The following is a 22,453-nucleotide window of genomic DNA, read 5'->3' as shown; positions in this document are numbered from 1 at the left end:
ATGAACGACGTCTTCACCACCGCCCCGCGCCAGTTGCTCGCCGGGCTGCGCATGCTTCTCGTGCTCACCGTGATCCTCGGTGGCCTGTTCCCCCTGGTGATCTGGGGCGTGGGGCAGGTGGCCTTCTCGGGCGCGGCCAACGGCTCGCAGATCGAACGCGACGGGCAGGTGGTCGGCTCGGCGCTGCTCGCGCAGCCCTTCGACGGTCCGCAGTGGTTCCACGCGCGTCCCTCGGCGTCCGAGTACGACACCACCGCCACCGGCGGCACCAATCTGGGCCCGTTCAGCGACAAGCTGGTGGCGCTGATCGAGGAGCGCCGCGCGAAGGTGGCGGCCGAGGACTCCGTCCCGGGAAAGCCCGTGGCCCCGTCCGAGGTTCCCGCCGATGCGGTGACCGCCAGCTTCTCCGGTGTGGATCCGTACATCTCCCCCGCGTACGCGCGGCAGCAGGTGGCCCGGGTCGCGAAAGCGCGCGGGCTGAGCGCCGAGCAGGTGTCCGCGCTGGTCGGCACGCACACGCAGGGCCGTCAGCTGGGCTATCTGGGCCAGGAACGGGTTAATGTGGTGAATCTGAACCTCGCGCTCAGCACTACCGGGAAGTAACTGCGGACGTAAGAAGGGGACCAATGCCGAAGGGGCAGTTGCGCGTCTACCTCGGCGCCGCTCCCGGCGTGGGCAAGACCTACGCCATGCTCACCGAGGGTGCTCGACGGGCCTCGCGCGGCACCTCGGTGGTGGTGGGCTACGTGGAGACGCACGGCCGGCCGCAGACCGAGGCGCAGCTCATGGGGCTGGACGTGATCCCCCGGCGGCGCATGGAGTACCGCGGCGCGGTGCTGGAGGAGATGGACACCGACGCGGTGATCGCGGCCCATCCCACCGTGGCCCTGGTCGACGAGCTGGCGCACACCAACACCCCCGGCTCCCGCAACGAGAAGCGCTGGCAGGACATCGTCGAACTGCTCGAGGCGGGGATCACCGTGATCACTACGGTGAACATCCAGCACCTCGAGTCGCTGGGCGATGTGGTCGAGTCGATCACGGGCGTGCGCCAGCGCGAGACCATCCCGGACGCGGTCCTGCGCGCGGCCGATCAGGTGCAGCTGGTGGACATGACGCCGGAGGCGCTGCGCCGCCGCATGGCGCACGGCAACATCTACGCGCCGGCGAAGGTGGACGCCGCGCTCTCCCACTTCTTCCGGGTCGGAAACCTCACGGCGCTGCGGGAACTCGCGTTGCTGTGGCTGGCCGACCGGGTGGACGAGAAGCTGGAGCAGTACCGCTCCGCGCAGGGCATCTCCACGGTGTGGCCCACCCGGGATCGCACCGTGGTGGCCCTGACCGGCGGGCCGGAGGGCACCACCCTGCTGCGGCGCGGTGCCCGGCTCGCCGCGAAGGGCGCGGGCGGTGAGTTGAAGGCCCTGTACGTAGCGCGCAGCGACGGCCTGTCCGGCGCCTCCCCCGCCGCCCTCACGCAGCTGCGGCAGCTCACCGAATCCCTCGGCGGCACCTTCCAGATCGTGACCGGCGACGATGTGGCCGCGGCGATCCTGCAGTACGCGCAGTCGATCAATGCGGCCCGGATCGTGCTGGGCCAGTCGCGGCACCGTCCGATCGCGTCGCTGTTCCGGCGATCGGTGTCGGACGCGGTGATCGACGGTTCGGGCGATATCGACGTGAACGTGGTGACGCACGAGCGCGCCGCGGGCGCGCAGCGCCGCCGCGGCCTGCCCCGGTTGGATCGCTCCGATTCGGCGCTCCTGGGAAAGCGGCGCACCATCGCCGGCTGGGTGCTGGCGCTCGCCGGTCCGCCGGCGCTCACCGCGGTGCTCGCCAACACCCGCGACTACCACTCCTTCGCCACCGAGCTGATGCTGTACCTGATGCTGACGGTGGCGGTGGCCCTGGTGGGCGGCATCCGCCCGGCGGTGCCGGCGGCGCTGCTGGGCTCGGTGCTGCTCAACTACTACTTCGCTCCGCCGCTCTACACGTTCACGGTGTCGTCCGGGGAGAACGTCTTCGCGGTGGTGATGTTCGTGCTCACCGCGATAGCCGTGGCCAGCGTGGTCTCGCTGGCCGCGCGGCAGACGGCCCGCGCGGCACGGGCACGGGCGGAGGCGGACGTGCTGTCGGGTCTGGCGGACACACTGCTGGCCGCCGACGACGAGCTGCCCGCCCTGCTCGACGAGGCGGTGTCCACGTTCGGCTTGCGCGGTGCCTCGCTGCTGCGGCGCGAGACCCCGTCGGACCCGTGGACGGTGGTGTACTCCGACGGTGACGCCCCGTCGACCCCGGAGGACGCGACGGACGCCTCGGTGATCGGCGATACCGTCGCGCTCGCCGTGAACGGCGCCCCGCTGTCGGCGTCCGAGCACGGACTGCTGGTGGCTTTCGCGGCGCACGCCGCGGCGCGGATGGACCGGGATGCGCTGACGGCCGCGGCGAGCCAGGCGCGGGCCCTCGCCGAGGGCAACCGTGCCCGAACGGCGCTGCTGAGCGCGGTCTCCCACGATCTGCGCACCCCGCTGGCCGGGATCAAGGCGGCCGTCACCTCGCTGCGGAGCGACGATGTGGAGTGGTCCGAGCAGGACGAGGCCGATCTGCTGGAGACCATCGAGGAGAGCGCCGACCGGCTCGATTCCCTGGTGGGGAATCTGCTGGACATGTCGCGGCTGGAATCGGATTCGCTGACCCTGCTCACCCGCGAGGTGGGGATCGAGGAGGTGCTGCCCGCGATCTGGACCGCGCTCCCCGATGCCGATCTGTCGTTCGAGTTCGCCGACGATGCGCCCACCGCGATGGCCGATCCCGGCCTGCTGGAGCGGGTGCTGGCGAATCTGGTGGAGAACGCGGTGCGGCACTCGGACGGCACGCCGGTCACGGTGGGTGTGTCCGGGGTGCACACCCCGGACGGCGATCGCCTGCAGGTGCACGTGCGCGATCACGGTCCCGGTGTCCCGGAGGCGCAGCGCGAGACGATGTTCGCGCCCTTCCAGCGGATGGGCGATGCACCCGCGGGCAATGGTGTGGGTCTGGGCCTGGCGGTGGCGCGCGGTCTCACCGAGGCCATGGGTGGCACGATCACCGCGGAGGACACCCCGGGTGGCGGCCTCACGATGATCGTCGACCTACCGGCGGCACAGCCGGTTTCACCGGATGCGAAGGAGATGTCGTGACGTTCGTTCTGGTGGTCGATGACGAGCCGGCGATCTGCCGCACGCTGCGGATCAACCTCAAGGCCCGCGGGTACGAGGTGGAGACGGCGGGCGACGGCCGGTCGGCGCTGCAGATCGCGCGCGAGCGCACACCCGATGTGGTGATCCTCGACCTGGGCCTGCCCGATATCGACGGGGTCACGGTGCTGTCGAAGTTGCGCGAGTTCTGCGCCTCGCCGGTGATCGTGCTGTCGGCGCGGCACGGCAGCGACGACAAGGTGGAGTCGCTGGACGCCGGCGCCGACGACTACGTGACCAAACCCTTCGGCATGGACGAGTTCCTCGCCCGGGTGCGGGCGCAGGTCCGCCGCACCGGGCTGGTGGATGCCCCCGCCCCGGTGACCACCGACGCCTTCGAGGTGAACTTCGAGGCCCGCACGGTGACCCGCGACGGTAAGCCGGTGCGGCTCACGCCCACCGAATGGAAGATCGTGGACCTGTTGGTGCGCAACGCCGATCGGCTGGTCTCGCAGCAGACCCTGCTGCACGAGGTGTGGGGCCCGTCGTACTCGCGCGAGACCAACTACCTGCGCGTGTACCTGGCCCAGCTGCGCCGCAAACTGGAACCCGACCCGGCCCACCCGCGGTACTTCGTCACCGAGCCCGGAATGGGCTACCGCTTCGTGCCCTGACCGACATCAGAGCCCGCGGCGGCGGAAGGGCAGCCCCGCATCGGGCCCGCCCACGGAGACGACGGTGCCCCGTTCCGACGGCTCTCGGATTCTGTCCGTGACGGACAGAATCTCGGTGAACTGCGCGAACACCTCCGCCCGGGCGCGGTGCAGCGCGGCTCCCGCCCCGCGCACATCGGCGTCGCGGTCTCCCCCGCCGAGGCGGGAACGGGCTACCGCCAGCGCCGACAGGGCCGGTTCCAGTTCCCGGGCGGCGCCGGCATAGGCGTGGGCCGCCAGGGCTGCGCTGTGACCTGCGAGGCCGAACACCGTGGCGAGGACGGGAGCGAGCCGCTCGACGTGGGCTTGCGTCGCTGCCGCCAGCCACGCTCCGACGTCGGGTTCGTCGCCCGCGAGTGCACGAATCGCCGCGAGGCGCCGGGCGACATCACCGCCCAGGAGATGCGCCGACTCCACGATGTGCAGGTCGTGCAGGAAGTCCCGGAGCGAGATCGGACACGGTGATGCGTAGTCGAGATCGCCGAGCGGATCCGCGATGCCGGCGGCGGTGAAGAACTCGGCGGACGGCCATTCGAAATCGTCACCCTCGATCACTGAGGCGGCGTCGGCATCCGGGCCCGTGGGCCACACCGGTCCCTGCGGCAGCGGGCGTGGGTGCAACACCCGCGCCGCGGCGGCGTACGGGTCGGGGAGCCACCACGGCGCGCCGAAGATCAGCCTGGCCGGAGTGCCGTAGCGCCTGCGCAGGGTTCGCTCGGACACCTCGAAGTCCGCGGTGACAGTGAGCAGTTCGGCGATCCGGGTCAGGCTCACCGCGCCGAACCCGTCCCGCAGCACGATGTCGAGACCGACCCGCGCCGCAGTGAACTGCAACAGCCGATCGCGTTTCGGCGTCGTCCGTTCCACGAAATTGTGCATGGCTCCCCCCGAAGTCCAGCGTTGCGCCGAGGGTACGCCGCAGGGCCCACAGTGACGAACGACTCTCGGATTTCGTCCGCACCGGACAACTTGTCCGGTGCGGACAGAATCGGAGAGTCACACAGGAGCGGTACCGACCGGCCGGCGCCGCCTATCCGGTCAGGGCGGAATCGAGGATGGCGAGGCCGTCGTCGAGCTCGGCGTCGGTGGCGGTGAGCGGCGGCGCGATCCGGAAGATCGAGCCCATGCCGGGCAGCTGCACCACGTTCATGTGCAGCCCGCGGTCGTAGCAGCGCTGTGTGACCAGCTTCCCCAGCTCGTTGGCCGGTTCCTTGGTGTCGCGGTCGGTGACCAGTTCGATGCCCTGCATGAGTCCGCGGCCGCGGACGTCGCCGATGGCCTCGTGCCGCCGTGCGAGCTCATCGAGTCCCGCGCGCAGCCGGGCGCCGCGGGCGGCGACCTCCCGGGCGACCCCGTCGTCGACGCCATCGCCCAGGACGTCGAGCACCGTTGTCGCGACCGCGGCCACCATCGGATCGCTGACGTGCGTGGTGAAGAACAGGAAACCGCGCTCGTGGCACACCCGCTCGATCTCGGCGCTGGTCACCACGGCGGCGATGGGCAGCCCCGCGCCGAGGGTCTTGGAGAGGGTGAGGATGTCGGGGACGATGCCGTCGCGTTCGAAGGCGTACGCGGCGCCGGTGCGCCACAGGCCGGTCTGCGCCTCGTCGACGATGAGCAGCATGCCCCGCTCGTCGCACTTGCGCCGCAGGGCCGCGAGGTAGCCGACGGGCACGTCGATGATGCCGCCGGAGCTGAGGATCGGCTCCACCAGGCACGCGGCGAGCGACCCGGTGGACTGCGCGTCGATGAGCTCGAAGCCGAAGTCCAACTCCGACTCCCAGTCGTACTTGCCCGCGGCGTCCACGAACCGCGAGCGGTAGGCGTTCGGCGTGGGCAGGGCGAAGTTGCCGGGCGCGGTGGGGCCGTAGCCCTTGTGCCCCGACGAGTAGGTGGCCGCGGCGGCGCCGGCGGTCATGCCGTGCCAGGACTTGGAGAAGCTGACGATCTCGTGCTTGCCGGTGTACAGCTTGGCCATCCGCAGTGCGGCCTCGTTGGACTCGGCGCCGGTGGTCAGTTGCAGCACGTGGCTCAGTGGCGCGGGCAGGGTGGCGGCGAGCCGCTCCGCCAGCGTCACCACCTGTGGCGAGAGCATCCCCGAGAAGAGGTGATCGAGGGTGCCGATCTCGCGGCGCACGGTGTCCACGATCGCCGGATGGCTGTGCCCGAGGATCGCGCTCATCTGGCCGGAGGTGAAGTCGAGCCAGCGGCGATCACCCGAGTACACGTAGGTGCCCTCGGCGCGGTCGATGGGCAGGGGCGCGAAGGTGCCGCCGTAGCGCACCACGTGCGCGGCGACCGATTCCGGGAAGCTCACGCGCTCACAGTAGCCGCCCGCCCAGGTACGCCTGCGCCAGTTCGGCGGTGCCGTCCGCAAAAGCCGGATCCGCTTCCAGCGCATGCCCGTGAGTGCCCAGCCAACCCAGCAATTGCAAACGCCGCAGGATCACGAAATCGGCGAGGAGCGCCTCGTGTTCCGCGGGGAGATCACGCCCTCCGCGATACGCCGCGATCCACGCGCTCGCCCACGCGGGCAGCCGCGGATCGGTCTCGACGAAGGAGGTGGCCGCCGCGAATTCGAAGAGGTGCCAGCCGAACCCGCTGTCGTCGAAGTCGATCACGGTGAATCCGTCACCCGCGGTGATCAGGTTCGCGGCCCGCAGATCGCCGTGGATCAGCCCGTACCGGTCGGGGGTGCGCCCGAGGGCGTCGATCCGTTCCGCCGCGCGGGCGGCCGCCGGGGCGATCGCGCGACGGTGCGCCGCGGTCACACCCAGCCCCGTGCGCCAGTCCCCCCACCGCGGGCGGCGTCCGATGGTGTCGTCGACGTCCCAGGAGAATCGGGTGAATCCCACCGGGCGGGTCCAGCGCTCGGCGTGGTGATGGAAGGTGGCCGCGATCGCCCCCAGGGCGGCGAAATGCGCCGCGTCGAGCTGATCGTCGGGAACGGGGCCGCCGGGTACCTCGGCGAACAGCACGGCGCGGCGGCGGGTCGCGGGATCGGCGAGGATGCGCCCGCCCGATGTGGTGAGGGGCTCGACGAGGGACACATCGGTGGCGCGCCGCAGGGCATCGATCCAGTCCAGCTCGGACACGATCGCGGCATCGTTCTGGTAGCCGGGCCGGTGCAGCCGCAGCACGGCGGGACGTTCGCCGCCGCGCACGCGGTACGTGGCGTTCTCGCTCTCCAGCAGCGGCTCCACGGTGGCACCCGGCCACACCGCCGCGAGCATGCGGGCGGCCACCGCACCGTCGGGGGCCTCGCTCACTTGACCACCTTCATCGTCATCCTCGAATCCACCCGGACGATGGCGGGGTCGCCCATGAGGTGGGTGGTGAGCCACTTCTCGAAGGCCTCGGCATCCGCGACGCGGACCCGGATCAGGTAGTCGGGCAGCCCGAACATGCGGCGCACCTCGATCACCTCCTCCATCGCGGCGACCCGGGATTCGAAGGCCTCCACCGAAGCCCGGTCGTTGGCCGAGAGGTCGGCGTTGATCAGCACCTCGAATCCCTTGCCGAGCGCGGCGGGGTCGAGGACGGCCGTGTAGCCGGTGATCACGCCGTCGGCCTCCAGCCGGCGCACGCGCCGCAGGCACGGCGCCGGTGTGAGGCCCACCCGGTGCGCCAGTTCCTGGTTGGTCAGGCGCCCATCCCGGACCAGCTCGTCCAGAATTGCTCGATCGAGGGAATCCATCGCACTATTATTGCGCACTTCTCGCACTCTGGGCGAATATTGGCAACCCTATTGCGCGAAGTTCGAAATAGGATTGTTCTTCGTGAAGGTTCCCTCCCGCGTCGCCGTCGTCTGGTTCGGATTGTTCGTGCTGGGCCTCGGATTCGGTGTCGTCGTCACCAGCAACGGGCTCCCCTGGTGGATGGCCCCGATCACCTCCGCCGTGGTGCTGGCGGGTTCGGTCGAGTTCCTGCTCGTCGGAATGCTCGCCGCCGCCACGCCTTTGGCGGCGATCGCCGCCACCACCTTCCTGGTCAACTCGCGCCACCTGTTCTACGGCCTCACCTTCCCGCTGCACGCCGTGACGGGCCGGATCGCCAAGACCTACAGCGTGTACGCCCTCGTCGACGAGGCCTACGTGCTGGTGACCACGGCACCGTCGGGCACGATGACGGGGCGTCGAATCCTGGTGACCCAAGCCGGATTGCACGGATCGTGGGTCACCGGTTCGCTGTGCGGCGCGCTCGCCGGCGGCGCCTTCCTCAAGGACGTTCCCGGCGTGGATTTCGTGCTCACCGCGCTGTTCGTGGTGCTGGTGATCGACGCCTACCGCGCGGACCGGGACCGCGTGACCGCGGCGCTCGCGGTGGGCGCGGCGGTGATCGGCGTGACCCTCACCCCGGGCGCGATGCTGCTGGTGGCGATGGCCGCCTTCGCGGGCCTGCTGATGGTGCGGCACTACGCCGGTCGTCGATCCGCAACCGCGGTGCGGGAGAAGGAGCTGGCCGATGCCTAGCGTCTCCTATCTGCTCGCGGGGGTCGCCGTGACCGCGGCGGTGACCTTCGCGCTGCGCCTCGCCCCGTTCGGCCTGGCGAGCGTGCTGCGCGGTTCTCCCCTCCTGGCGGACTTCGGTCGCTGGATGCCCGCCGGTGCGGCGATCGTGCTGGCCGCGTACTGCCTGGCGTCGGTCGACTACGCGGCCTCGGCGCACGGCATTCCCCAGCTCGCGGGAGTGGCGGCCACCGCCGCCGTGCACCTGGCCCGCCGGAACGCGGTGCTCAGCATCGTCGCGGGCACCGGGGTGTGTATCGCGCTGAGCTACGCCCTGGGATGAGTGGCACGATGGACCGGGTGCGACACCACTACATCCGGTCCGGCGACGTGCGATTGCGCGCGCAGCGCCGCGAGGTGGAGGCACCGTCGGGCCCGCCGGTGGTGCTGATCCACGGGATGGCCGCCGACCACCGGACCTGGCGCCGCACGGCGCGGGCATTGCGCGCCGCGGGCCGCCCGGCGATCACCTACGACCAGCGGGGTCACGGCGGCAGCGACCACTCCCCCGAGTATCTGCTCGACGAACTCGCCGCGGACGCCGAGCGGGTGGTGGACGAGCTGGGCCTGGACCGGTTCGATGTGGTGGGCCATTCCCTGGGCGGGCAGACCGCGCTGCGCCTGGCCTGGCGGCGGCCGGATGCGGTACGCCGGTTGGTGCTCGAGGAGATGCCCCCGCTGCCCCAGCACGCGGACCAGGTGCCGGAATCGATGGATGCACCGATCACGGCACGGCGGCTGCGCCTGGCGGTCAAGCAGGTGGTGCAATCACCGGGCGCGCTGGTCAATTTCGACAAGACCATGATGGATTCGGTGCTGCCGCAGTTCGATCCGGACCCTACGTGGTGGGAGCGGGTGGCGAGCACGCCGCAGCCGGCGCTGGTGATCTCCGGCGGCCCCCTCGATTTCCTCAAGCCCGAGCACCTGCGCCTGGTGGCCGATGCCTTGCCGCACGGTGAGTTCCGCGAACTGGGCGGCGGGCACACCGTGCACCGCGAGGCGCCGGCCCGTTTCCATCGCGCAGTGCTCGATTTCCTGGCCTGAGAACGCGAACGGCCCGCCCCACCGAGGTGGAACGGGCCGCTGTGCGACGTCCGAGGACTACTGCGTCTTCGGTGCGACCTGCCCACCGGTGAGGGTGCGGTAGGCGTAGATCTGCACCAGCTGCCCGAGGGGGCCGGTGACCAGTGCGCCGACGTAGCAGAGCACCGCGCCCAGGGCCGAGACCAGACCCGCGAGGAAGGTGGTGAGGATCGAGTTGCCCGCGTTCGCCTTGACGGCGTTGAAGCTCGCCTTGAGCGCCGCGCCGCCACCGATGTTCTTATCCACCGCGAACAGCACCGAGTACGCCAGGAAGAAGGCGGCGATGATGCCCGGGATGATGAAGAGGATGTAGCCGACGATCAGCGCCAGCGTCACCAGGACGGAGGCGCCCGCGGCGGAGCCGAAGTTGCGCGGCTTGAAGAACGAGCCGACGGTGACCTTGCGGCCGTCCGCGATGTCGAACAGTCCGGTGGTGTACGAGGCCTGGATGAGCAACGCGAGGTACACGATCACCGCGATCCCGATGATGCCCGTCACGTACGACCCCGCGGTGAGGTCGCCGGTGTACCCGACCGACCCGTCGTCGTAGTCGACCTCCTGCACGTTGGTGATCGTCAGCGAGAAGACCCAATACACGAGCGAGCTCACGACCGCCATGATGACGGCGAAGGCCAGCGCGGCACCGATCAGCGGCCAGGCGTTCTTGGTGAACTTGTTCCACGCCCAGCTGAACGCGTCGCCCACGCTGTACTGCGTCTGCGGGGCGCCGTAGCCGCCCGGCGCGGGCGGGTAACCACCGGCGGGCGGCGGATAACCGGCACCCTGCTGCGGAGGCGGGAAGCCCTGCGCGCCCTGCGGCGGCGGGAAGCCCTGTCCGGGCTGCTGCGGCGGAGGGAACCCCTGCCCCGGCTGTCCGCCCGGCTGCTGCGGGTCCTGGGGCGGCACCCCGCCCTGGTTGTCGCCGGGGTAGTTCGGCGGCTGCGTCATAAAGTCTCCTCCGTCATTGAACTGTTTATCGCAGCAAACATATCAAGTGGCGCAACACCCCCGTGCGGTCCGAGACATGAAACGGCCCGCCCCGAAACACGGGGCGGGCCGTTTCGTCTGTCGCTACGGGGTGGCCGGAGCCACCTGGCCGCCCGAGATCAGGCGGTAGGCGTTCACCAGCAGCAGGCCCGCCACCGGAACAGCGATGAGCGAGCCGACGAGGCACATCGATCCGACCAGGACGAGAAGACCGGCGACAACGACGACGAGAATCGAATTGCCCACGTCACGCTTGATCACATCGAGGCCCTGCTTCACGCCATCGGCCAGCGAGACGCCGCGGTCGACGACCACGAGGATCGCAAAGGTGGCGATGAACCCGACCACGATCTGGAAGATGAAGCCCACGTAGGGGATCGAACCGACGAGCCCGGCCACGAGGCCGAGCACCGCGGCAGTCAGGATGGCCTGGCCCGCATTGCGGGGCTTGAAGAACGAGCCGATGCCCACCTGCTTGCCGTCGGCGATATCGAACAGCCCCGAGACGTACGCAGCGGTGATGAGGTAGGCGACCACCGTCAGAATCAACGAGAAGATGATCGCTTCGACTGTGCCCGTCTGGTTCAGGGCCGCCGTCATGTTCCCCGAGTCATCGGTGGTCACGCTGTCGAGGCCGTTCGAGTACACCAGCGAGTAGCCGACGCCGGCGATGACGCCGAGGATGATGCCGTACACGATGACGGGAACGATCAGCGCGAGCGCATTCTTGGTGAACTTGTTCCAGGCCCAGGAGAAGCCGTTACCCAGGTTGAACTTCTGCGGGCCGCCGCCGTACGGGGCACCGTAGCCGCCCTGCACGGGCGGGTAGCCACCGGCGGGCGGGGGCGGGTAGCCCTGCCCCGGCTGCGGCGGCGGGAAACCCTGCGCACCCTGCGGCGGTGGGAAGCCCTGCGCGCCCTGCGGCGGCGGGAAGCCGGGAGCGGGCTGCTGCGGCGGGGGCGGGAATCCCTGCCCCGGCTGGCCGCCCGGCTGCTGCGGATCCTGCGGCGGCGGGAAGCCGCCCTGGTTGTCGCCGGGGTAGTTCGGCGGCTGCGTCATAGGTCTCCTCCGTCGCTGACGATCGATCCCGGCAAACCTACCAACCCGGAGTGACCTGCACCATATCCGTCTTTATGACGACTTCTTGGCCGCGCGGGCCGCACGCCGGGCCCGCCGCTGCGCGAACTCCTCGCGCTCCAGCTCAGCAGCCACGTCGGGCGCCGGTGCGCCGCCGCCGAGCCGGGCCGGCACCCACGCCTCACCGGCGGGCGCCGGGAACCCGGCCTGGGCGAGCAGCAGCTCCTTGCCCATCGCGGCGCGCAGTCGTTCGGTGAGCGCGGCGACGGCGGCGGGATCGTCGGGTGATCCGTGCGGTTCGAGGGCCTCGCCCACCTGCACCACCACCGGATACCGGTGCCTCCCCGGCCTGCGCTCGGTGCCCTTGGACCAGATCCGCTGGGTGCCCCAGATCGCGATGGGAACGATCGGCACATCCGCCTCGAGTGCCATCCGCGCCGCGCCCGTCTTGAACTCCTTGAGCTCGAAGCTGCGGCTGATGGTGGCCTCGGGATAGACGATCACGGCCTCGCCGGACTCCAGTGCGGCGACCGCCTCGTGGTAACTCTCGGCGCCGTGCTCGCGGTCGACACCGATCGCCTTGCAGTGCTTCATGAGAAAGCCGATGAACAGGTTGCGCCGCAGCTCGGCCTTCATCATGTAGCGGGGCCAGCGGCCGGCCCGGCGGGCGACGAGCCCGGCCTCGAGGAAGTCGACGTACGAGGTGTGGTTCACGGCCAGCACCACGCCGCCCTCGCGGGGGATGTTGTGCACCCCGCGGTAGTCGATCCGCAGTCCCTGGGCCCCGACGATCCCCTTCGCCAGGACCTCCACCGCCCGGAACACGGGCTCGCGCTGCACCATCGTCCTCCCTCGGCCGCTTTCGGTAGCCGGGGTCAGAATACGACGGTGCAGCGCGAGTCGTGGTGGGTTGTCAGTACGCCACGGAGAAGCGTTCGCGATGGTGCGCGGGCGTCACGATCTCATCGACGAAGGCCACGGCGTAATCCTCACCGGAGATCTCCGAGTTGCCGTCGGCATCGGTGAGGAGCAGGTCGCCGCTGGTGCGGTACGCGCCCCGCTTGGTGCCGGGGTTGAAGGAGCCGTAGCTCGCCGCGGGGCTCAGGTAGAACCAGTCCACATCGTCGACGGTGCGCAGGTAGTCCAGCGCGCGGTCGTGTTCGAGCGCGATCGGCTTGACCGCGTCCGGGAAGCCGGGCGTCTCCACCAGCTTCGGTCCCCCGTCGGCCACCAGCAGGCTGCCGGCGCCGCCCACCACACCCAGGCGCGCACCCGCCGCACGCGCGGCGGTCACGAGGTCGGCCAGGGAGGTGGGCAGGTCGACGCCCTCGCCCGACGGTGCCGCAGTCGGCAGGGCGGAGACGATCACGGTGGCATCGGCGGTGGCATCGGCCACGAAATCGGCGTCCGTCACATCGCCCGAGGCGGCGGTGGCGCCGGCCGGGACCTTGTCGATCGAGCGGGCGATGCCCACCGTGTCGATACCGCGCGAGACGAGCTCGGCGGTGATGGCCGATCCGGAGTAGCCGGAGGCGCCGAAGACGACGACCTTCACTTGGAGCTCTCCAGCTTCTTCTTGAGGATCAGCGCATCCAGACCCAGCGAGGTCTGCGGCACTGCGGCCACCGCGAGCAGGCCGGCGATCAGGACCAGGTTGAGCTCGATGCCGCCGTTCATGGAGAAGAAGCCCTTGTCGATGTGGACGGTGAACATGGCCACCAGCATGTCGATGATCAGGGCCACGGCGACGAGCGGCACCGCGAGGCCGAGGATGAGCAGGGCGCCGCCGAAGAGCTCGGTGAGGCCGACGACCCAGGCGAAGAAGTTGGGCAGCGGAATCCCGAGCGACTCGAAGAAGCGACCCGTCTGACCGGGGCCGACGGTGAACATCGACCGCCAGCCGTGGGCGACGAAGACGATGCCGAGGATGATGCGGGCGGTGGTGAGCGAGAAGAACTGGGCGGTGACCAGCTTCTTGACCATGAGATCTCCTAATATAGTTGAAGCTTCAAGCTTAGGTGGCTACTATAGAAGCACAGACGATTCGTAAGCGCAATACTCCCGTACGTGTAAGGTAAAGAAAATGGCAGACTTCGACGTCTTCGCGAAGAACTGCCCCTCTCGCCAGGTGTTCGCACATGTCACCGGACGGTGGGGGGCCCTGGTCCTCGGACGGCTCACCGTCGAACCGCAGCGGTTCGGCGAGATCCGGCGGCGGGTGGAGGGCATCAGCGACCGCATGCTCACCCAGACCCTGCGCACCCTCGTCGACGACGGGCTCGTTGCTCGGTACTCGGCCGGAACGAACCCCCCGTTGACCGAATACCGGCTCACGGACACCGGCCGCGATATCGCCGAGGCCGTACGGAACCTGGCGCACACCGTGGAAGCGGCGATGCCCCGGGTCATGAGTCAGTCCTCGTCCACCGCGACGTAGACGCGCAGCGCCGGATCAGCGGATTCGAGCCGGTCGACGATCTCACCGCCGTCGCACCGCAGCAGCGCGACCGTCACCGCATCGTCGCCGCGCCGCAGCACCCGCCAGGTGCCGCCCGAATCCTCCCACCGCCGAAGCTCTTCCAGCGGGCTCACGAGACCACCACCGTGGGATCGACCACCTCGACCACGAGGGCACCGTCGGCCCGCCACACCCGCACCGGCGCACCCACGCCGGGCACCTGCGGCTGCAGGATCGGCTCGCCCCGGCCGTGCCAGGCGGCCACGACGGCACCGTCGGGCAGCGCGATCGTGAGGTCGAAGCCCGAGACCCGGCCGGTGTCGGTCACCGCCACCTTCCGGTCGGTGACGCGGCCGTCGGCGGGAACCGCGGTGGCGCACCCCGCTTCCCACGCCGCCTCCGCGCGCCGCGCCTGCGCCGCGGAGCCGAAGGAGACGAGGTAGGCCGCCCAGAAACCGAGGGTGAGGCCGCCCAGCAGCACGGTGAACAGGATCGAGAACCACAGCCCCGGCGTCTGCGCCGTCCACAGCGATGCGATCCCCACCGCGGCGATCACGGCGCCGATCACGAGCACTGCGCCCACCGCGGCCTTGGCCGGACCGCCCAACCGCCGCGGGAGCCGCAGGCGCGCGGGCGGCGCCGTGCCCAACGCGGATTCGAGGTGAACGACGTGCCCGACGGGCGGTTCCATGCGCTCAGCGTACCCACCCCGCGCACGCAGAAGGCCCCCTCCGCGAGGAGGGGGCCTTCCGGTGTTCCTGGAGTGGAGCTAAGGGGAATCGAACCCCTGACCTCCTCGATGCGAACGAGGCGCGCTACCAACTGCGCTATAGCCCCTCGATGGAACTCGACCACTCTAGCAAGGGTGGTCGAGTATCCGTTAACCGACCTTGCGCTGAACGGGTTCGGGCAGGTCAGCGGTCGGGCGGAGGAATTCGAACTCCTCGGCGCGGTAGCGCGGCAGGTGATCGAAGGCGGGATCCTCGTCGTCGATCTCCATCACCACGCAGCCGCCGCGGCGCAGGTGCGCGGGGACACCGTCGACCACCTCGGACTCGCGCTCACGCTCGCGGCGCGCGCGTTCCAGGCGGGCCATCCGGCGGCGCCGGATCTCGGTCTCGATCCGCACCGTGCGGCGCAGGTACGCGAGGTAACCGACCAGGCCGAGCGCCAGCACGCCGAGCGCGTACCAGGCGAAGGGCACGGCCATCAGTCCGGCGCCCAGCGCGACCACGGCGAGCACGCCCAGGGCGAGCGTCACGCGCTGCCGAAACCGGTAGCGCGCCTCGGAGAGCCGAGCGTCGTTCTCGGGGTCGAAACCACCACGGCGGCGCGACGATGCGTCGATGCCGGCCGGGTCCACTCGCTCGACCGCGGCGCGCGAGACCGGGGCGACCTCCTCGGTCAGCGCCTCGTCCGCGGGCACCTCGTCGGGCTCGTCGATCGCGAGTTCGGTCTCGGCACCATCGATCTCGGCGTCGACGTCCTCGTCGTGGCGCTCCGCCTGCGGGGCCGCAGGGCGGGCGACGGGGGCGAGCTCCTCGGTCTCCAGGGCATCGTCGAGCTCCTCGACGTCCACGATCTCCGCGACCTCGATGCGCTCGGCCTGGACGACGGGCTTCGCCTCGACGACGGGCTTCGCCTCGACCTCGGGCTCGTCGTGCAGTTCGGGCTCGTGCAGTTCCGGCTCGGGTGCGAGGGGGGCCTTCGGCGCGGTCACCGCGGCGCGGCGCACGGGCACGAGCGGCACGGTGTCGCCGTCCAGCGGGCCGGCGGCGGGCAGATCGTCGACATCGGAGTCGACGTAGGCGTGTGCCTCCTCCAGCTCGTCGACATCGTCGGTCGCGCGGACCGGCTCGTCGAGCTCGGCGTCGTCGCGCTCACCGTCGGCGGTGCCGGTGGGCGTGATCTTGCGCCGCAGCGCGAGCTTGGCGGATCCGCCGCGATGCAGCAGACGGGTCTTGAGCGTCGCATCGGTCACGGTGTTCACCTTGGGGTGGCGCGCGACGAGCATCGGCACCAGCACCACCAGCCACGCGATCACGAGCCCGACCCACAGCAGAGTCTGGGGAATCATGTCGGCTCCCTCCGGCAGTTCGTCGAGCACGGATCACATCCGTGTAAGTCGCGGTCCAGGCTATTTCACCGGGGCTCGCGATCCGGTCCGACGCGCCGTAGCGGAACCTCAAAAATCTCGTTCCGTCACACGAGTCACAGCCTCAGAAGCGTGCGCGACCCGACCGCACCAGCCGGGCGACCATCGAATCGGCCACCTCCTCGGCGGTGATCGCCACCAGCAGGTGATCGCGCCACAGGCCGTCCACGTGCAGGTATCGCCGCAACATCCCCTCCTCGCGGAAGCCGGAATTCGCCAGCACCGCACGGGATCCGGCGTTCTCCGGGCGCACCGTGGCCTCCACCCGGTGCAGGCCCAGCCGTTGGAAGCAGTGATCCACCGCCAGCGCCACCGCGGTCGTGGCCACCCCGCGGCCGGTGAACCGCCGGTCCACCCAGTACCCCACCCAGGCGCTCTGCAAGGCCCCGCGCGTGATGTTGCCGACCGTGATCTGCCCCGCGTACTCCCCGTCCACCTCGATCACCCAGGGGATCACCGTGCCCGAGCGCGCCTGCGACCGCAGCGAAGCGCACAGCGGCGGCCACGCCGATGCCGTGTGCCGCCGGGTCCAATCGAGCTCACCCGAGGGCTCCCAGGGCTGCAGCTCAGCCCGGTTCAGCAGGCGCAATCGCGACCACTGCCGGGCATCGCGCGCACGGATCGGGCGCAGGACCACGGTGCCCGCCGCCGTCCGCAGCGGCCCCAGACGGACCTGCCAATCCGCGCCGAACAGCACGCGTCAGCCGCGCTGCGCGAGGAAGGCGACCACCACGTCGTCGCCGGCCCGGACCTCCGTCACCTCCGGGTCCACCACGATCAGGCAGTTGGCCTCGGCCAGGCTCACCAGCAGGTGCGAGCCGTTGTCGGGGATCGGGGCCACCATGAACTCGCCGGAATCCTCGTCGCGCATGAGCTGCCCGCGCACGTACCCGCGCCGGCCCGCCGGCGATTCGAAGGACGCCGCGCTCTTCGCGGTGACCAGCCGGCGCATCGGCTGCCGCTTGCCCAGCGCGATCCGCACCAGCGGCCGCACCATCACCTCGAAGGCCACCAGCGCGCTCATCGGGTTCGAGGGCAGCAGGAAGGTGGGCACCTCGTCGGGCCCGAGCGCACCGAAGCCCTGCACCGAGGCGGGGTGCATCGCGATGCGCTCCACCGCCAGATCGCCGAGATCGGCCAGGGCCGCGGTGATCTCGTCCGACGCGGTACCGCCCAGCGAGGAGGTGATGATCACCACCTCGGAACGCTGCAACTGCGCCTCGACGGCATCGTGCAACTGGGCCTGATCGCCGGAGACGATGCCCACCCGGTGCACCTCGGCGCCGCAGTCGCGGGCAGCCGCGGCCAGCGCGTAGGAGGCCACGTCGTACACCTGGCCGGCACCGGTCTCGCGGTCGATGTCCACCAGCTCGCGGCCCACCGAGATCACCGCGACGCGGGGCCGCGGGTGCACGGAGACCTTGTCCTTGCCGACGGCGGCGAGCAGGCCCACCTGCGCCGGACCGACGACGGTGCCGCGGCGCACCGCCACATCGCCCGGCTGCACATCGTCGCCCGTGCGGCGCACGTACTGCCCCGACCGGACCGAGTGACCCACCTTGACCTTCGACAGGCCACCGTCGGTCCACTTGTCCGGCAGCACCGCATCGGCCAGCGTGGGCAGCGGCGCACCGGTCTCGACCTTGACGGCCTGCCCCGGCTGCAGCCGGATGGGCTGGCGGTTCCCGGCCCGCACCTCGCCCACCACGGGCAGCGTTACGACGATCTGCTCGCCGGTCTCCTCGTCGGTCGCGCCGGCATCGGCCACGTCCACCGAGCGCACGGCGTACCCGTCGATGGCGGCCTGGTCGAACGCCGGAAGCGCGTTCTCGACCACGACCTCCTCGGCGCACATCAGGCCCTGCGCCTCCGAGATGCCCACGCGCACCGGACGGGGGGCCACCGCCGCCGCCGTGACCCGTGCCAGATGGTCCTCAACGGAGCGCATGTCTCGCCTCCCTGTGCCCGAAGTCAGCTGTTCAGTCGTTCCTGCAGCCATTCCCGCAGGTCGGGTCCGTAGTCGTCACGGTCCAGCGCCAAGTCAACCGCAGCCTTGAGGTAGCCACCGGGATTTCCGAGATCGTGTCGGGTTCCGCGGTGCACCACCACGTGCACGGGATGCCCCTCGCTGATGAGCAGTGCGATCGCATCGGTCAGCTGGAGTTCGCCGCCCGCGCCCGGCTCGATGCGGCGCAGCGCGTCGAAGATCGCCCGGTCCAGCAGGTAGCGGCCGGCCGCCGCGTAGTTCGACGGGGCGTCCTCGGCCTTGGGCTTCTCGACCATGCCGTTGACCTTGAGCACATCGGGATTCGCGGCGTCGGGAACGATCTCGACGTCGAAGGCGCCGTAGCTGCTGATCTGCTCCGGGGTCACCTCGATGGCGCACAGCACCGAGCCGCCGCGCTTCTCGCGCACCTTGGCCATGGTGGTGAGCACGCCGATCGGGAGCACCAGATCGTCGGGCAGGAGCACGGCGATGGCGTCCTCGTCGTCGTCGAGCACGGGCTCCACACAGGCGACCGCGTGACCGAGGCCCAGCGGCTTGTCCTGGATCACCGCTTCGGCGTGAATCAGGTTGGGGGCGCGGCGAACCTTGTCGAGCATGGCCTTCTTGCCGCGCTTCTCGAGGGTGCCCTCGAGGACCAGGTCCTCGACGAAGTGGGCGACCACACCGTCTTTGCCGGGGCTGGTGACGATGCAGAGGCGCTCGGCACCGGCGGCGGCGGCCTCTTCGGCCACGAGCTCGATGCCCGGCGTATCGACCACCGGGAGGAGTTCCTTGGGAACCGTCTTGGTCGCAGGGAGGAAGCGGGTGCCGAGGCCGGCGGCGGGGACCACCGCGGTCTTCGGAATGGACGGCGAGTTCATTCCCCCACCATAGGGTAGGTCACGCTTGGGTAACGATGTGAGTATGGACTCCATGAGCTGTGACCCCGGTACGGCGGCGGAGAAGCGGGCCTTGAGGGCGCGCCTGCGAGAGCAGCGCGCGGCCCTCGGCAGGAGCGAGCGAGAGGCCGCGGCCAGGGCGCTATCGGAGCTGGTGGCGGGGCTCGACCTGGGTGCCCGGGTGGCGGCCTACGTGCCCGTGGGCGCGGAGCCCGGGAGCCTCGCGATGCTGGACGCGATCGGCGGCGAGGTGCTGCTGCCGGTGACACCCGCCACACCGGGCGCCCTCGATTGGTCGGTGTACCGGGGCGAACTGGCCGCGGGCCCCTTCGGGCTGCTGGAGCCACCGGGGCCGCGACTCGGCGCCGACGCCCTGACCTCGGTGGATACCGTGCTGCTCCCCGCAGTGGGGGTCTCGCGCAGCGGGGTCCGGCTCGGCCGCGGGGCGGGGTACTACGACCGGTCGCTGCGCGGCGGCGCCCGGCTGATCGCGGTGGTCTACGACCACGAACTGGTCGACGAGCTGCCCGCCGAGCCCACCGACGTGCCCGTGCACGCCGCCCTCACACCGTCCGGACTTATCGAGCTGTCGCGAAACTGTTCCTGAGCGGGCCGCTGCGGCCATAGTGTCCGCGCTCAGCCGCTGCGCGACAGTTTCCCGCAGCGATCTCGGTGCGAGCGGCGGCGGATGACGGCACGGATGAACGGCAACACCTCGTCCCACTGATGCACCACGTGGGCATAGCTCAATCGCATCACGAGGTAGCCGTCCGCCACCGAGACCAGGTCCCGCCAGCGGTCCTTCCCGAACTGCTGTCCGAGGTGGTGCTGCTTCCCATCGCACTCGATGATCAACCGGTCCCCGACCAGCATGTCCACCGTGCCGACATCGGGTATTCGCACCTGAGTGCGCAACCGAATACCGCGGCGCCGCAAACGGAACCGCACCAGCGACTCGATGCCGGAGTCCGCGCGCGGATCGACCTCCCCCAGCAACCGCTGCACGCGCAGCGGCGCGCCCTCCAGCAACGGAGCGACGTCGCCGACGGACCACCCCGGCCGCCGGAGCACGGAATCGCAGATCGCGACGAAATCCTCCTCCGATGCACACCGAGCCGCGCAGGCCAGTGCCTCCGGAATGGGATCGACCGCCCGCCGCGGAGTCGCCAGCGGCCGGTAGGCCGAGCATTGCCCCTGCGCGCGAAGATGCCGGGACCGGCGAATGTGCAGGCGCGCGGCGGGCACGCTCCACACCCCGTCGCGACGGGCGAGTGCACTGATGCACGTGACCACGCCGCCGGATCGCACCGCTGCCACCACCGCCGGATCGGAAGTCCCCGCGTCGTACCAGCCGCGGCGGACCACCGTGAGATGGCGGTGCCGCACGGCGTGCTCGATGTCCGCGGGCGCGACGCCGCAGGAGAGCAGCATCTGCCGCGAGACCACTCCGCCGTCGACTGCCGCGATCTGCTGCACGGCCCGTTCGATGTCCATGCGAGCAGGGTGCGCGATGCCACGGACGGAACCTGCCGACCAGGAGGCGGCCTGTGGATGAATGCCTCTGTCGCGAAACTGTTCTCCACAGGGCCTACGCAGCCACTACGTCCTCACAACGCCGCTGGGCGACAGTTTCGCGGGGCTAGATCAGGAGACGCGCGATGTAGCGCTCACCGTAGGCACGCAGCGCCGCCGAATCACTGACGTCCAGGCCGGTGGGCGGATTGGACAGCAGGGAGCCCGTGACCCGGAGCATGAGGTCGGTCACGGAGCAGAGATCGGCGTAGTCCTGCTCGGCACCCGAATTGCGCAGCCGGATCACGATGCCCTGGATCAGCAGGTCCCACACCCCCCGGGGGATGCGCAGGAAGTACTCCGGTTCCGCGGCCAGCACCTTGGACACGGCGAGGTTGGCGGCGGCCTGTTCGATGCTGAGCACGAACACCTCCACCAGGGTCTGCTGCGGCGTGAACCCGACGATCGTCTTGTCGAGCCGGCGGCGCAGGGTGCGGATCTCGATGGCCACCACCCGCGCGATCAGCTGGTCGCGGTTGGGGAAGATCCGGTACAGCGTGCTGCGGGAGACGTGGGCCTGTTTGGCCACCTGGTCCATGCTGACGCCGGGGATGCCGTTCGCCGCGATCACCTCGCGCGCCGCCTCCACGATCCGACGTGCCGGCGACGGCGTTCGCTGAGCGCCGATGTGCGCAGCCGAGGGAACCGTCATACCGGTATCGTATCCGCTCACACCGTTGGCACTCGACTCGTCGGAGTGCTAACTACGCGGTAATATGGGCGGGTGCCTACTTACTCGTACGCGTGCAAGGAGTGCGGCGAATCCTTCGACGCCGTGCAGTCCTTCTCGGATGATCCGCTGACCGTCTGCCCGAACTGCGGCGGACCGCTGCGCAAGCTGTTCAACTCGGTGGGCGTGGTCTTCAAGGGCAGCGGCTTCTACCGCACCGATTCCCGCAGCTCGAAGGCCGACACCACCGCCAAGTCCGAGACGAAGTCGTCGTCGGACACCGCGGCGAAGGTCGAGAAGGCCGCCAATCCGTCCGGTTCCTAACGCTGTGTAGGTTGCTCTCATGACGCACGTTTTCGATGAGGCGACCGCGGTCGAGCAGGTGTCCCCCGGAGTCTTCCGGGCGCACACCCATCCCGCCTACAACAACATGGTCGGACCGTTCGGCGGGATCACCGCCGCCACGGTGGTGACCGCACTGCAGCACCACCCGCAGGCGCAGGGCGATCCGCTGTCGATGACCCTGAACTACGCCGCCCCGATCGCCGAGGGCGCCTGGGAGATCGCGGTCACGGTGCTGCGCACCAACCGCACGAACCAGCACTTCACCTTCCTGATCAGCCAGAACGACGGTCCGGTCGCCTCCGGGACCGCAGTTTTCGGCACGCGCCGCGACACCTGGAGCGACACCGAGTACGACTTCCCGTCCGTCGGCGCGCCCGAGGACTACGCCGAGCAGGAGTTCCCCGAGTTCATCGCCTGGCCGCGCAATTACGAGAAGCGCTTCGTGGAGGGCGGCCTGAACGACATCACGGGACCGCAGCCGTCGTCGACCACCACGCTGTGGCTGCGCGACCGGCCGGGCCGCGACCTGGACTACCCCGCCCTCGCCTCGATCACGGACGCCTTCTTCCCGCGCGTCTTCCTGCGCCGCGGCACGTACCTGCCGGCGGGCACGATCTCGCTGACCACCTACTTCCACGCCACCGCCGCCGAACTCGCCGAACAGGGCGACGACTACCTGCTGGGCACCGCCTCGGCGGCCCGGTTCGGGCACGGCCATTTCGACCAGTACGGGCAGGTCTGGGGCCGCGCGGGCACGCTGCTGGCAACCACGCACCAGCTGGTCTACTACAAGGATCCACAGGGCTGATCCGGGCCCTTCCTCCAC

General features: G+C 70.3%; 27 protein-coding genes and 1 tRNA gene. 10 read left to right on the top strand and 18 right to left on the bottom strand.

Annotation, left to right across the window (positions count from 1 at the left end):
* From kdpC to TTY48_RS14180, 3 genes are read left to right on the top strand one after another with little or no spacing between them, the layout of a single operon-like run.
* Nucleotides 1-603 (top strand): potassium-transporting ATPase subunit KdpC, encoded by a 603-nt coding sequence (gene kdpC / locus TTY48_RS14190; RefSeq protein WP_220658099.1) that lies wholly within the window; start codon nucleotides 1-3, stop codon nucleotides 601-603.
* A gap of 23 nt (nucleotides 604-626) precedes the next feature.
* On the top strand, nucleotides 627-3,176 hold the full coding sequence (locus TTY48_RS14185; RefSeq protein WP_220658098.1) for an ATP-binding protein: 2,550 nt from the start codon (nucleotides 627-629) through the stop codon (nucleotides 3,174-3,176).
* The gene (locus TTY48_RS14180; RefSeq protein ID WP_220658097.1) at nucleotides 3,173-3,847 is read left to right on the top strand and encodes a response regulator; all 675 of its coding nucleotides are present in this window, start codon (nucleotides 3,173-3,175) and stop codon (nucleotides 3,845-3,847) included. Before TTY48_RS14185 ends, TTY48_RS14180 begins: the two co-directional genes overlap by 4 nt.
* Nucleotides 3,848-3,853: 6 nt before the next feature.
* Here the strand turns inward: TTY48_RS14180 and TTY48_RS14175 are convergent, their stop codons facing one another.
* The 4 genes from TTY48_RS14175 to TTY48_RS14160 form a co-directional block, all read right to left on the bottom strand.
* Nucleotides 3,854-4,765: a hypothetical protein gene (locus TTY48_RS14175; RefSeq protein WP_220658096.1), complete on the bottom strand. Its 912-nt coding sequence runs from the start codon at nucleotides 4,763-4,765 to the stop codon at nucleotides 3,854-3,856.
* Between the two features lie 151 nt (nucleotides 4,766-4,916).
* Nucleotides 4,917-6,203, bottom strand: coding sequence for an aspartate aminotransferase family protein (locus TTY48_RS14170; RefSeq protein ID WP_220658095.1), 1,287 nt, complete (start codon nucleotides 6,201-6,203; stop codon nucleotides 4,917-4,919).
* A gap of 4 nt (nucleotides 6,204-6,207) precedes the next feature.
* Nucleotides 6,208-7,155: a phosphotransferase enzyme family protein gene (locus TTY48_RS14165; RefSeq protein ID WP_220658094.1), complete on the bottom strand. Its 948-nt coding sequence runs from the start codon at nucleotides 7,153-7,155 to the stop codon at nucleotides 6,208-6,210.
* A complete protein-coding gene (locus TTY48_RS14160; RefSeq protein ID WP_220658093.1) occupies nucleotides 7,152-7,583 on the bottom strand; it encodes an Lrp/AsnC family transcriptional regulator in 432 nt (143 codons plus the stop codon). The genes TTY48_RS14165 and TTY48_RS14160 overlap by 4 nt, the downstream gene beginning before the upstream one ends.
* Nucleotides 7,584-7,665: 82 nt before the next feature.
* Between TTY48_RS14160 and TTY48_RS14155 the strand changes: the two genes are divergently transcribed.
* From TTY48_RS14155 to TTY48_RS14145, 3 genes are read left to right on the top strand one after another with little or no spacing between them, the layout of a single operon-like run.
* Nucleotides 7,666-8,358, top strand: coding sequence for an AzlC family ABC transporter permease (locus TTY48_RS14155; protein ID WP_220658092.1), 693 nt, complete (start codon nucleotides 7,666-7,668; stop codon nucleotides 8,356-8,358).
* A complete protein-coding gene (locus tag TTY48_RS14150; protein ID WP_220658091.1) occupies nucleotides 8,351-8,677 on the top strand; it encodes a branched-chain amino acid transporter permease in 327 nt (108 codons plus the stop codon). The genes TTY48_RS14155 and TTY48_RS14150 overlap by 8 nt, the downstream gene beginning before the upstream one ends.
* An 8-nt stretch (nucleotides 8,678-8,685) precedes the next feature.
* Nucleotides 8,686-9,438 carry an alpha/beta fold hydrolase gene (locus tag TTY48_RS14145; protein ID WP_220658090.1) on the top strand — a complete coding sequence of 251 codons (753 nt, stop codon included), beginning with the start codon at nucleotides 8,686-8,688 and terminating at the stop codon, nucleotides 9,436-9,438.
* Nucleotides 9,439-9,495: 57 nt separating this feature from the next.
* Here the strand turns inward: TTY48_RS14145 and TTY48_RS14140 are convergent, their stop codons facing one another.
* The 5 genes from TTY48_RS14140 to TTY48_RS14120 all read right to left on the bottom strand — a co-directional run bounded on the left by TTY48_RS14140 (nucleotide 9,496) and on the right by TTY48_RS14120 (nucleotide 13,524).
* Complete coding sequence (locus TTY48_RS14140) at nucleotides 9,496-10,425, bottom strand: hypothetical protein (protein WP_220658089.1); 930 nt, start codon at nucleotides 10,423-10,425, stop codon at nucleotides 9,496-9,498.
* A 123-nt stretch (nucleotides 10,426-10,548) separates the two neighbouring features.
* The gene (locus tag TTY48_RS14135) at nucleotides 10,549-11,523 is read right to left on the bottom strand and encodes a hypothetical protein (protein WP_220658088.1); all 975 of its coding nucleotides are present in this window, start codon (nucleotides 11,521-11,523) and stop codon (nucleotides 10,549-10,551) included.
* Between the two features lie 72 nt (nucleotides 11,524-11,595).
* Nucleotides 11,596-12,384: a 1-acyl-sn-glycerol-3-phosphate acyltransferase gene (locus TTY48_RS14130; protein WP_220658087.1), complete on the bottom strand. Its 789-nt coding sequence runs from the start codon at nucleotides 12,382-12,384 to the stop codon at nucleotides 11,596-11,598.
* 70 nt (nucleotides 12,385-12,454) lie between these two features.
* Nucleotides 12,455-13,096, bottom strand: coding sequence for an NAD(P)-dependent oxidoreductase (locus TTY48_RS14125; RefSeq protein WP_220658086.1), 642 nt, complete (start codon nucleotides 13,094-13,096; stop codon nucleotides 12,455-12,457).
* Nucleotides 13,093-13,524 (bottom strand): DoxX family protein, encoded by a 432-nt coding sequence (locus TTY48_RS14120; protein ID WP_220658085.1) that lies wholly within the window; start codon nucleotides 13,522-13,524, stop codon nucleotides 13,093-13,095. Before TTY48_RS14120 ends, TTY48_RS14125 begins: the two co-directional genes overlap by 4 nt.
* 100 nt (nucleotides 13,525-13,624) lie before the next feature.
* Here TTY48_RS14120 and TTY48_RS14115 point away from each other — a divergent pair, with 100 nt between their 5' ends.
* Nucleotides 13,625-13,978: a helix-turn-helix domain-containing protein gene (locus tag TTY48_RS14115; RefSeq protein ID WP_220658084.1), complete on the top strand. Its 354-nt coding sequence runs from the start codon at nucleotides 13,625-13,627 to the stop codon at nucleotides 13,976-13,978.
* Here the strand turns inward: TTY48_RS14115 and TTY48_RS14110 are convergent.
* From TTY48_RS14110 to TTY48_RS14080, 7 genes are all read right to left on the bottom strand, one after another.
* Nucleotides 13,954-14,133 (bottom strand): hypothetical protein, encoded by a 180-nt coding sequence (locus TTY48_RS14110; protein ID WP_220658083.1) that lies wholly within the window; start codon nucleotides 14,131-14,133, stop codon nucleotides 13,954-13,956. The two genes, TTY48_RS14115 and TTY48_RS14110, sit on opposite strands and share 25 nt — an antisense overlap.
* On the bottom strand, nucleotides 14,130-14,690 hold the full coding sequence (locus TTY48_RS14105) for a hypothetical protein (protein ID WP_220658082.1): 561 nt from the start codon (nucleotides 14,688-14,690) through the stop codon (nucleotides 14,130-14,132). The genes TTY48_RS14110 and TTY48_RS14105 overlap by 4 nt, the downstream gene beginning before the upstream one ends.
* Before the next feature lie 73 nt (nucleotides 14,691-14,763).
* Nucleotides 14,764-14,836 (bottom strand) — tRNA-Ala (locus TTY48_RS14100).
* Nucleotides 14,837-14,879: 43 nt separating this feature from the next.
* Nucleotides 14,880-16,076: a gephyrin-like molybdotransferase receptor GlpR gene (glpR, locus tag TTY48_RS14095; protein WP_220658081.1), complete on the bottom strand. Its 1,197-nt coding sequence runs from the start codon at nucleotides 16,074-16,076 to the stop codon at nucleotides 14,880-14,882.
* A gap of 142 nt (nucleotides 16,077-16,218) precedes the next feature.
* Nucleotides 16,219-16,851, bottom strand: a complete 633-nt coding sequence (locus TTY48_RS14090; RefSeq protein ID WP_220658080.1) for a GNAT family N-acetyltransferase — start codon at nucleotides 16,849-16,851, stop codon at nucleotides 16,219-16,221.
* A 3-nt stretch (nucleotides 16,852-16,854) separates the two neighbouring features.
* Nucleotides 16,855-18,102 carry a gephyrin-like molybdotransferase Glp gene (gene glp, locus TTY48_RS14085; RefSeq protein ID WP_220658079.1) on the bottom strand — a complete coding sequence of 416 codons (1,248 nt, stop codon included), beginning with the start codon at nucleotides 18,100-18,102 and terminating at the stop codon, nucleotides 16,855-16,857.
* A gap of 23 nt (nucleotides 18,103-18,125) precedes the next feature.
* Nucleotides 18,126-19,022 (bottom strand): UTP--glucose-1-phosphate uridylyltransferase, encoded by an 897-nt coding sequence (locus tag TTY48_RS14080; protein WP_220658078.1) that lies wholly within the window; start codon nucleotides 19,020-19,022, stop codon nucleotides 18,126-18,128.
* 52 nt (nucleotides 19,023-19,074) lie between these two features.
* Here TTY48_RS14080 and TTY48_RS14075 point away from each other — a divergent pair, with 52 nt between their 5' ends.
* Nucleotides 19,075-19,647 (top strand): 5-formyltetrahydrofolate cyclo-ligase, encoded by a 573-nt coding sequence (locus tag TTY48_RS14075; protein WP_220658077.1) that lies wholly within the window; start codon nucleotides 19,075-19,077, stop codon nucleotides 19,645-19,647.
* Between the two features lie 29 nt (nucleotides 19,648-19,676).
* Here TTY48_RS14075 and TTY48_RS14070 read toward each other — a convergent pair whose 3' ends face one another.
* Complete coding sequence (locus tag TTY48_RS14070) at nucleotides 19,677-20,534, bottom strand: endonuclease domain-containing protein (RefSeq protein ID WP_220658076.1); 858 nt, start codon at nucleotides 20,532-20,534, stop codon at nucleotides 19,677-19,679.
* A gap of 145 nt (nucleotides 20,535-20,679) precedes the next feature.
* Entirely contained in the window at nucleotides 20,680-21,264 is a 585-nt protein-coding gene (locus TTY48_RS14065; RefSeq protein ID WP_220658075.1) for a TetR/AcrR family transcriptional regulator, read from the bottom strand.
* Nucleotides 21,265-21,336: 72 nt separating this feature from the next.
* On the opposite strand from TTY48_RS14065, the gene TTY48_RS14060 reads away from it, so the two are divergent.
* Together TTY48_RS14060 and TTY48_RS14055 are read left to right on the top strand one after the other, a co-directional pair.
* On the top strand, nucleotides 21,337-21,606 hold the full coding sequence (locus TTY48_RS14060; protein ID WP_220658074.1) for an FmdB family zinc ribbon protein: 270 nt from the start codon (nucleotides 21,337-21,339) through the stop codon (nucleotides 21,604-21,606).
* Nucleotides 21,607-21,625: 19 nt separating this feature from the next.
* Complete coding sequence (locus TTY48_RS14055; protein ID WP_220658073.1) at nucleotides 21,626-22,435, top strand: acyl-CoA thioesterase II; 810 nt, start codon at nucleotides 21,626-21,628, stop codon at nucleotides 22,433-22,435.
* Nucleotides 22,436-22,453 lie beyond the last annotated feature (18 nt).

The organism is Tsukamurella sp. TY48, from assembly GCF_019656655.1.
GTDB classification, from domain to species: Bacteria; Actinomycetota; Actinomycetes; order Mycobacteriales; family Mycobacteriaceae; genus Tsukamurella; species Tsukamurella strandjordii.
This window is presented reverse-complemented; position numbering and strand designations above follow the sequence as displayed.

Bases quoted from the DNA above. Each gene is read 5' to 3' on its own strand.
- TTY48_RS14130 (WP_220658087.1), bottom strand. From the start codon at position 12,384: ATGGTGCAGCGCGAGCCCGTGTTCCGGGCGGTGGAGGTCCTGGCGAAG.
- TTY48_RS14140 (WP_220658089.1), bottom strand. From the start codon at position 10,425: ATGACGCAGCCGCCGAACTACCCCGGCGACAACCAGGGCGGGGTGCCG.
- TTY48_RS14175 (WP_220658096.1), bottom strand. From the start codon at position 4,765: ATGCACAATTTCGTGGAACGGACGACGCCGAAACGCGATCGGCTGTTG.
- TTY48_RS14145 (WP_220658090.1), top strand. From the start codon at position 8,686: ATGGACCGGGTGCGACACCACTACATCCGGTCCGGCGACGTGCGATTG.
- glpR (WP_220658081.1), bottom strand. From the start codon at position 16,076: ATGATTCCCCAGACTCTGCTGTGGGTCGGGCTCGTGATCGCGTGGCTG.
- TTY48_RS14185 (WP_220658098.1), top strand. From the start codon at position 627: ATGCCGAAGGGGCAGTTGCGCGTCTACCTCGGCGCCGCTCCCGGCGTG.
- kdpC (WP_220658099.1), top strand. From the start codon at position 1: ATGAACGACGTCTTCACCACCGCCCCGCGCCAGTTGCTCGCCGGGCTG.
- TTY48_RS14120 (WP_220658085.1), bottom strand. From the start codon at position 13,524: ATGGTCAAGAAGCTGGTCACCGCCCAGTTCTTCTCGCTCACCACCGCC.
- TTY48_RS14105 (WP_220658082.1), bottom strand. From the start codon at position 14,690: ATGGAACCGCCCGTCGGGCACGTCGTTCACCTCGAATCCGCGTTGGGC.
- TTY48_RS14075 (WP_220658077.1), top strand. From the start codon at position 19,075: ATGAGCTGTGACCCCGGTACGGCGGCGGAGAAGCGGGCCTTGAGGGCG.
- TTY48_RS14115 (WP_220658084.1), top strand. From the start codon at position 13,625: ATGGCAGACTTCGACGTCTTCGCGAAGAACTGCCCCTCTCGCCAGGTG.
- TTY48_RS14160 (WP_220658093.1), bottom strand. From the start codon at position 7,583: ATGGATTCCCTCGATCGAGCAATTCTGGACGAGCTGGTCCGGGATGGG.
- TTY48_RS14135 (WP_220658088.1), bottom strand. From the start codon at position 11,523: ATGACGCAGCCGCCGAACTACCCCGGCGACAACCAGGGCGGCTTCCCG.
- TTY48_RS14055 (WP_220658073.1), top strand. From the start codon at position 21,626: ATGACGCACGTTTTCGATGAGGCGACCGCGGTCGAGCAGGTGTCCCCC.
- TTY48_RS14080 (WP_220658078.1), bottom strand. From the start codon at position 19,022: ATGAACTCGCCGTCCATTCCGAAGACCGCGGTGGTCCCCGCCGCCGGC.
- TTY48_RS14070 (WP_220658076.1), bottom strand. From the start codon at position 20,534: ATGGACATCGAACGGGCCGTGCAGCAGATCGCGGCAGTCGACGGCGGA.
- TTY48_RS14150 (WP_220658091.1), top strand. From the start codon at position 8,351: ATGCCTAGCGTCTCCTATCTGCTCGCGGGGGTCGCCGTGACCGCGGCG.
- glp (WP_220658079.1), bottom strand. From the start codon at position 18,102: ATGCGCTCCGTTGAGGACCATCTGGCACGGGTCACGGCGGCGGCGGTG.
- TTY48_RS14065 (WP_220658075.1), bottom strand. From the start codon at position 21,264: ATGACGGTTCCCTCGGCTGCGCACATCGGCGCTCAGCGAACGCCGTCG.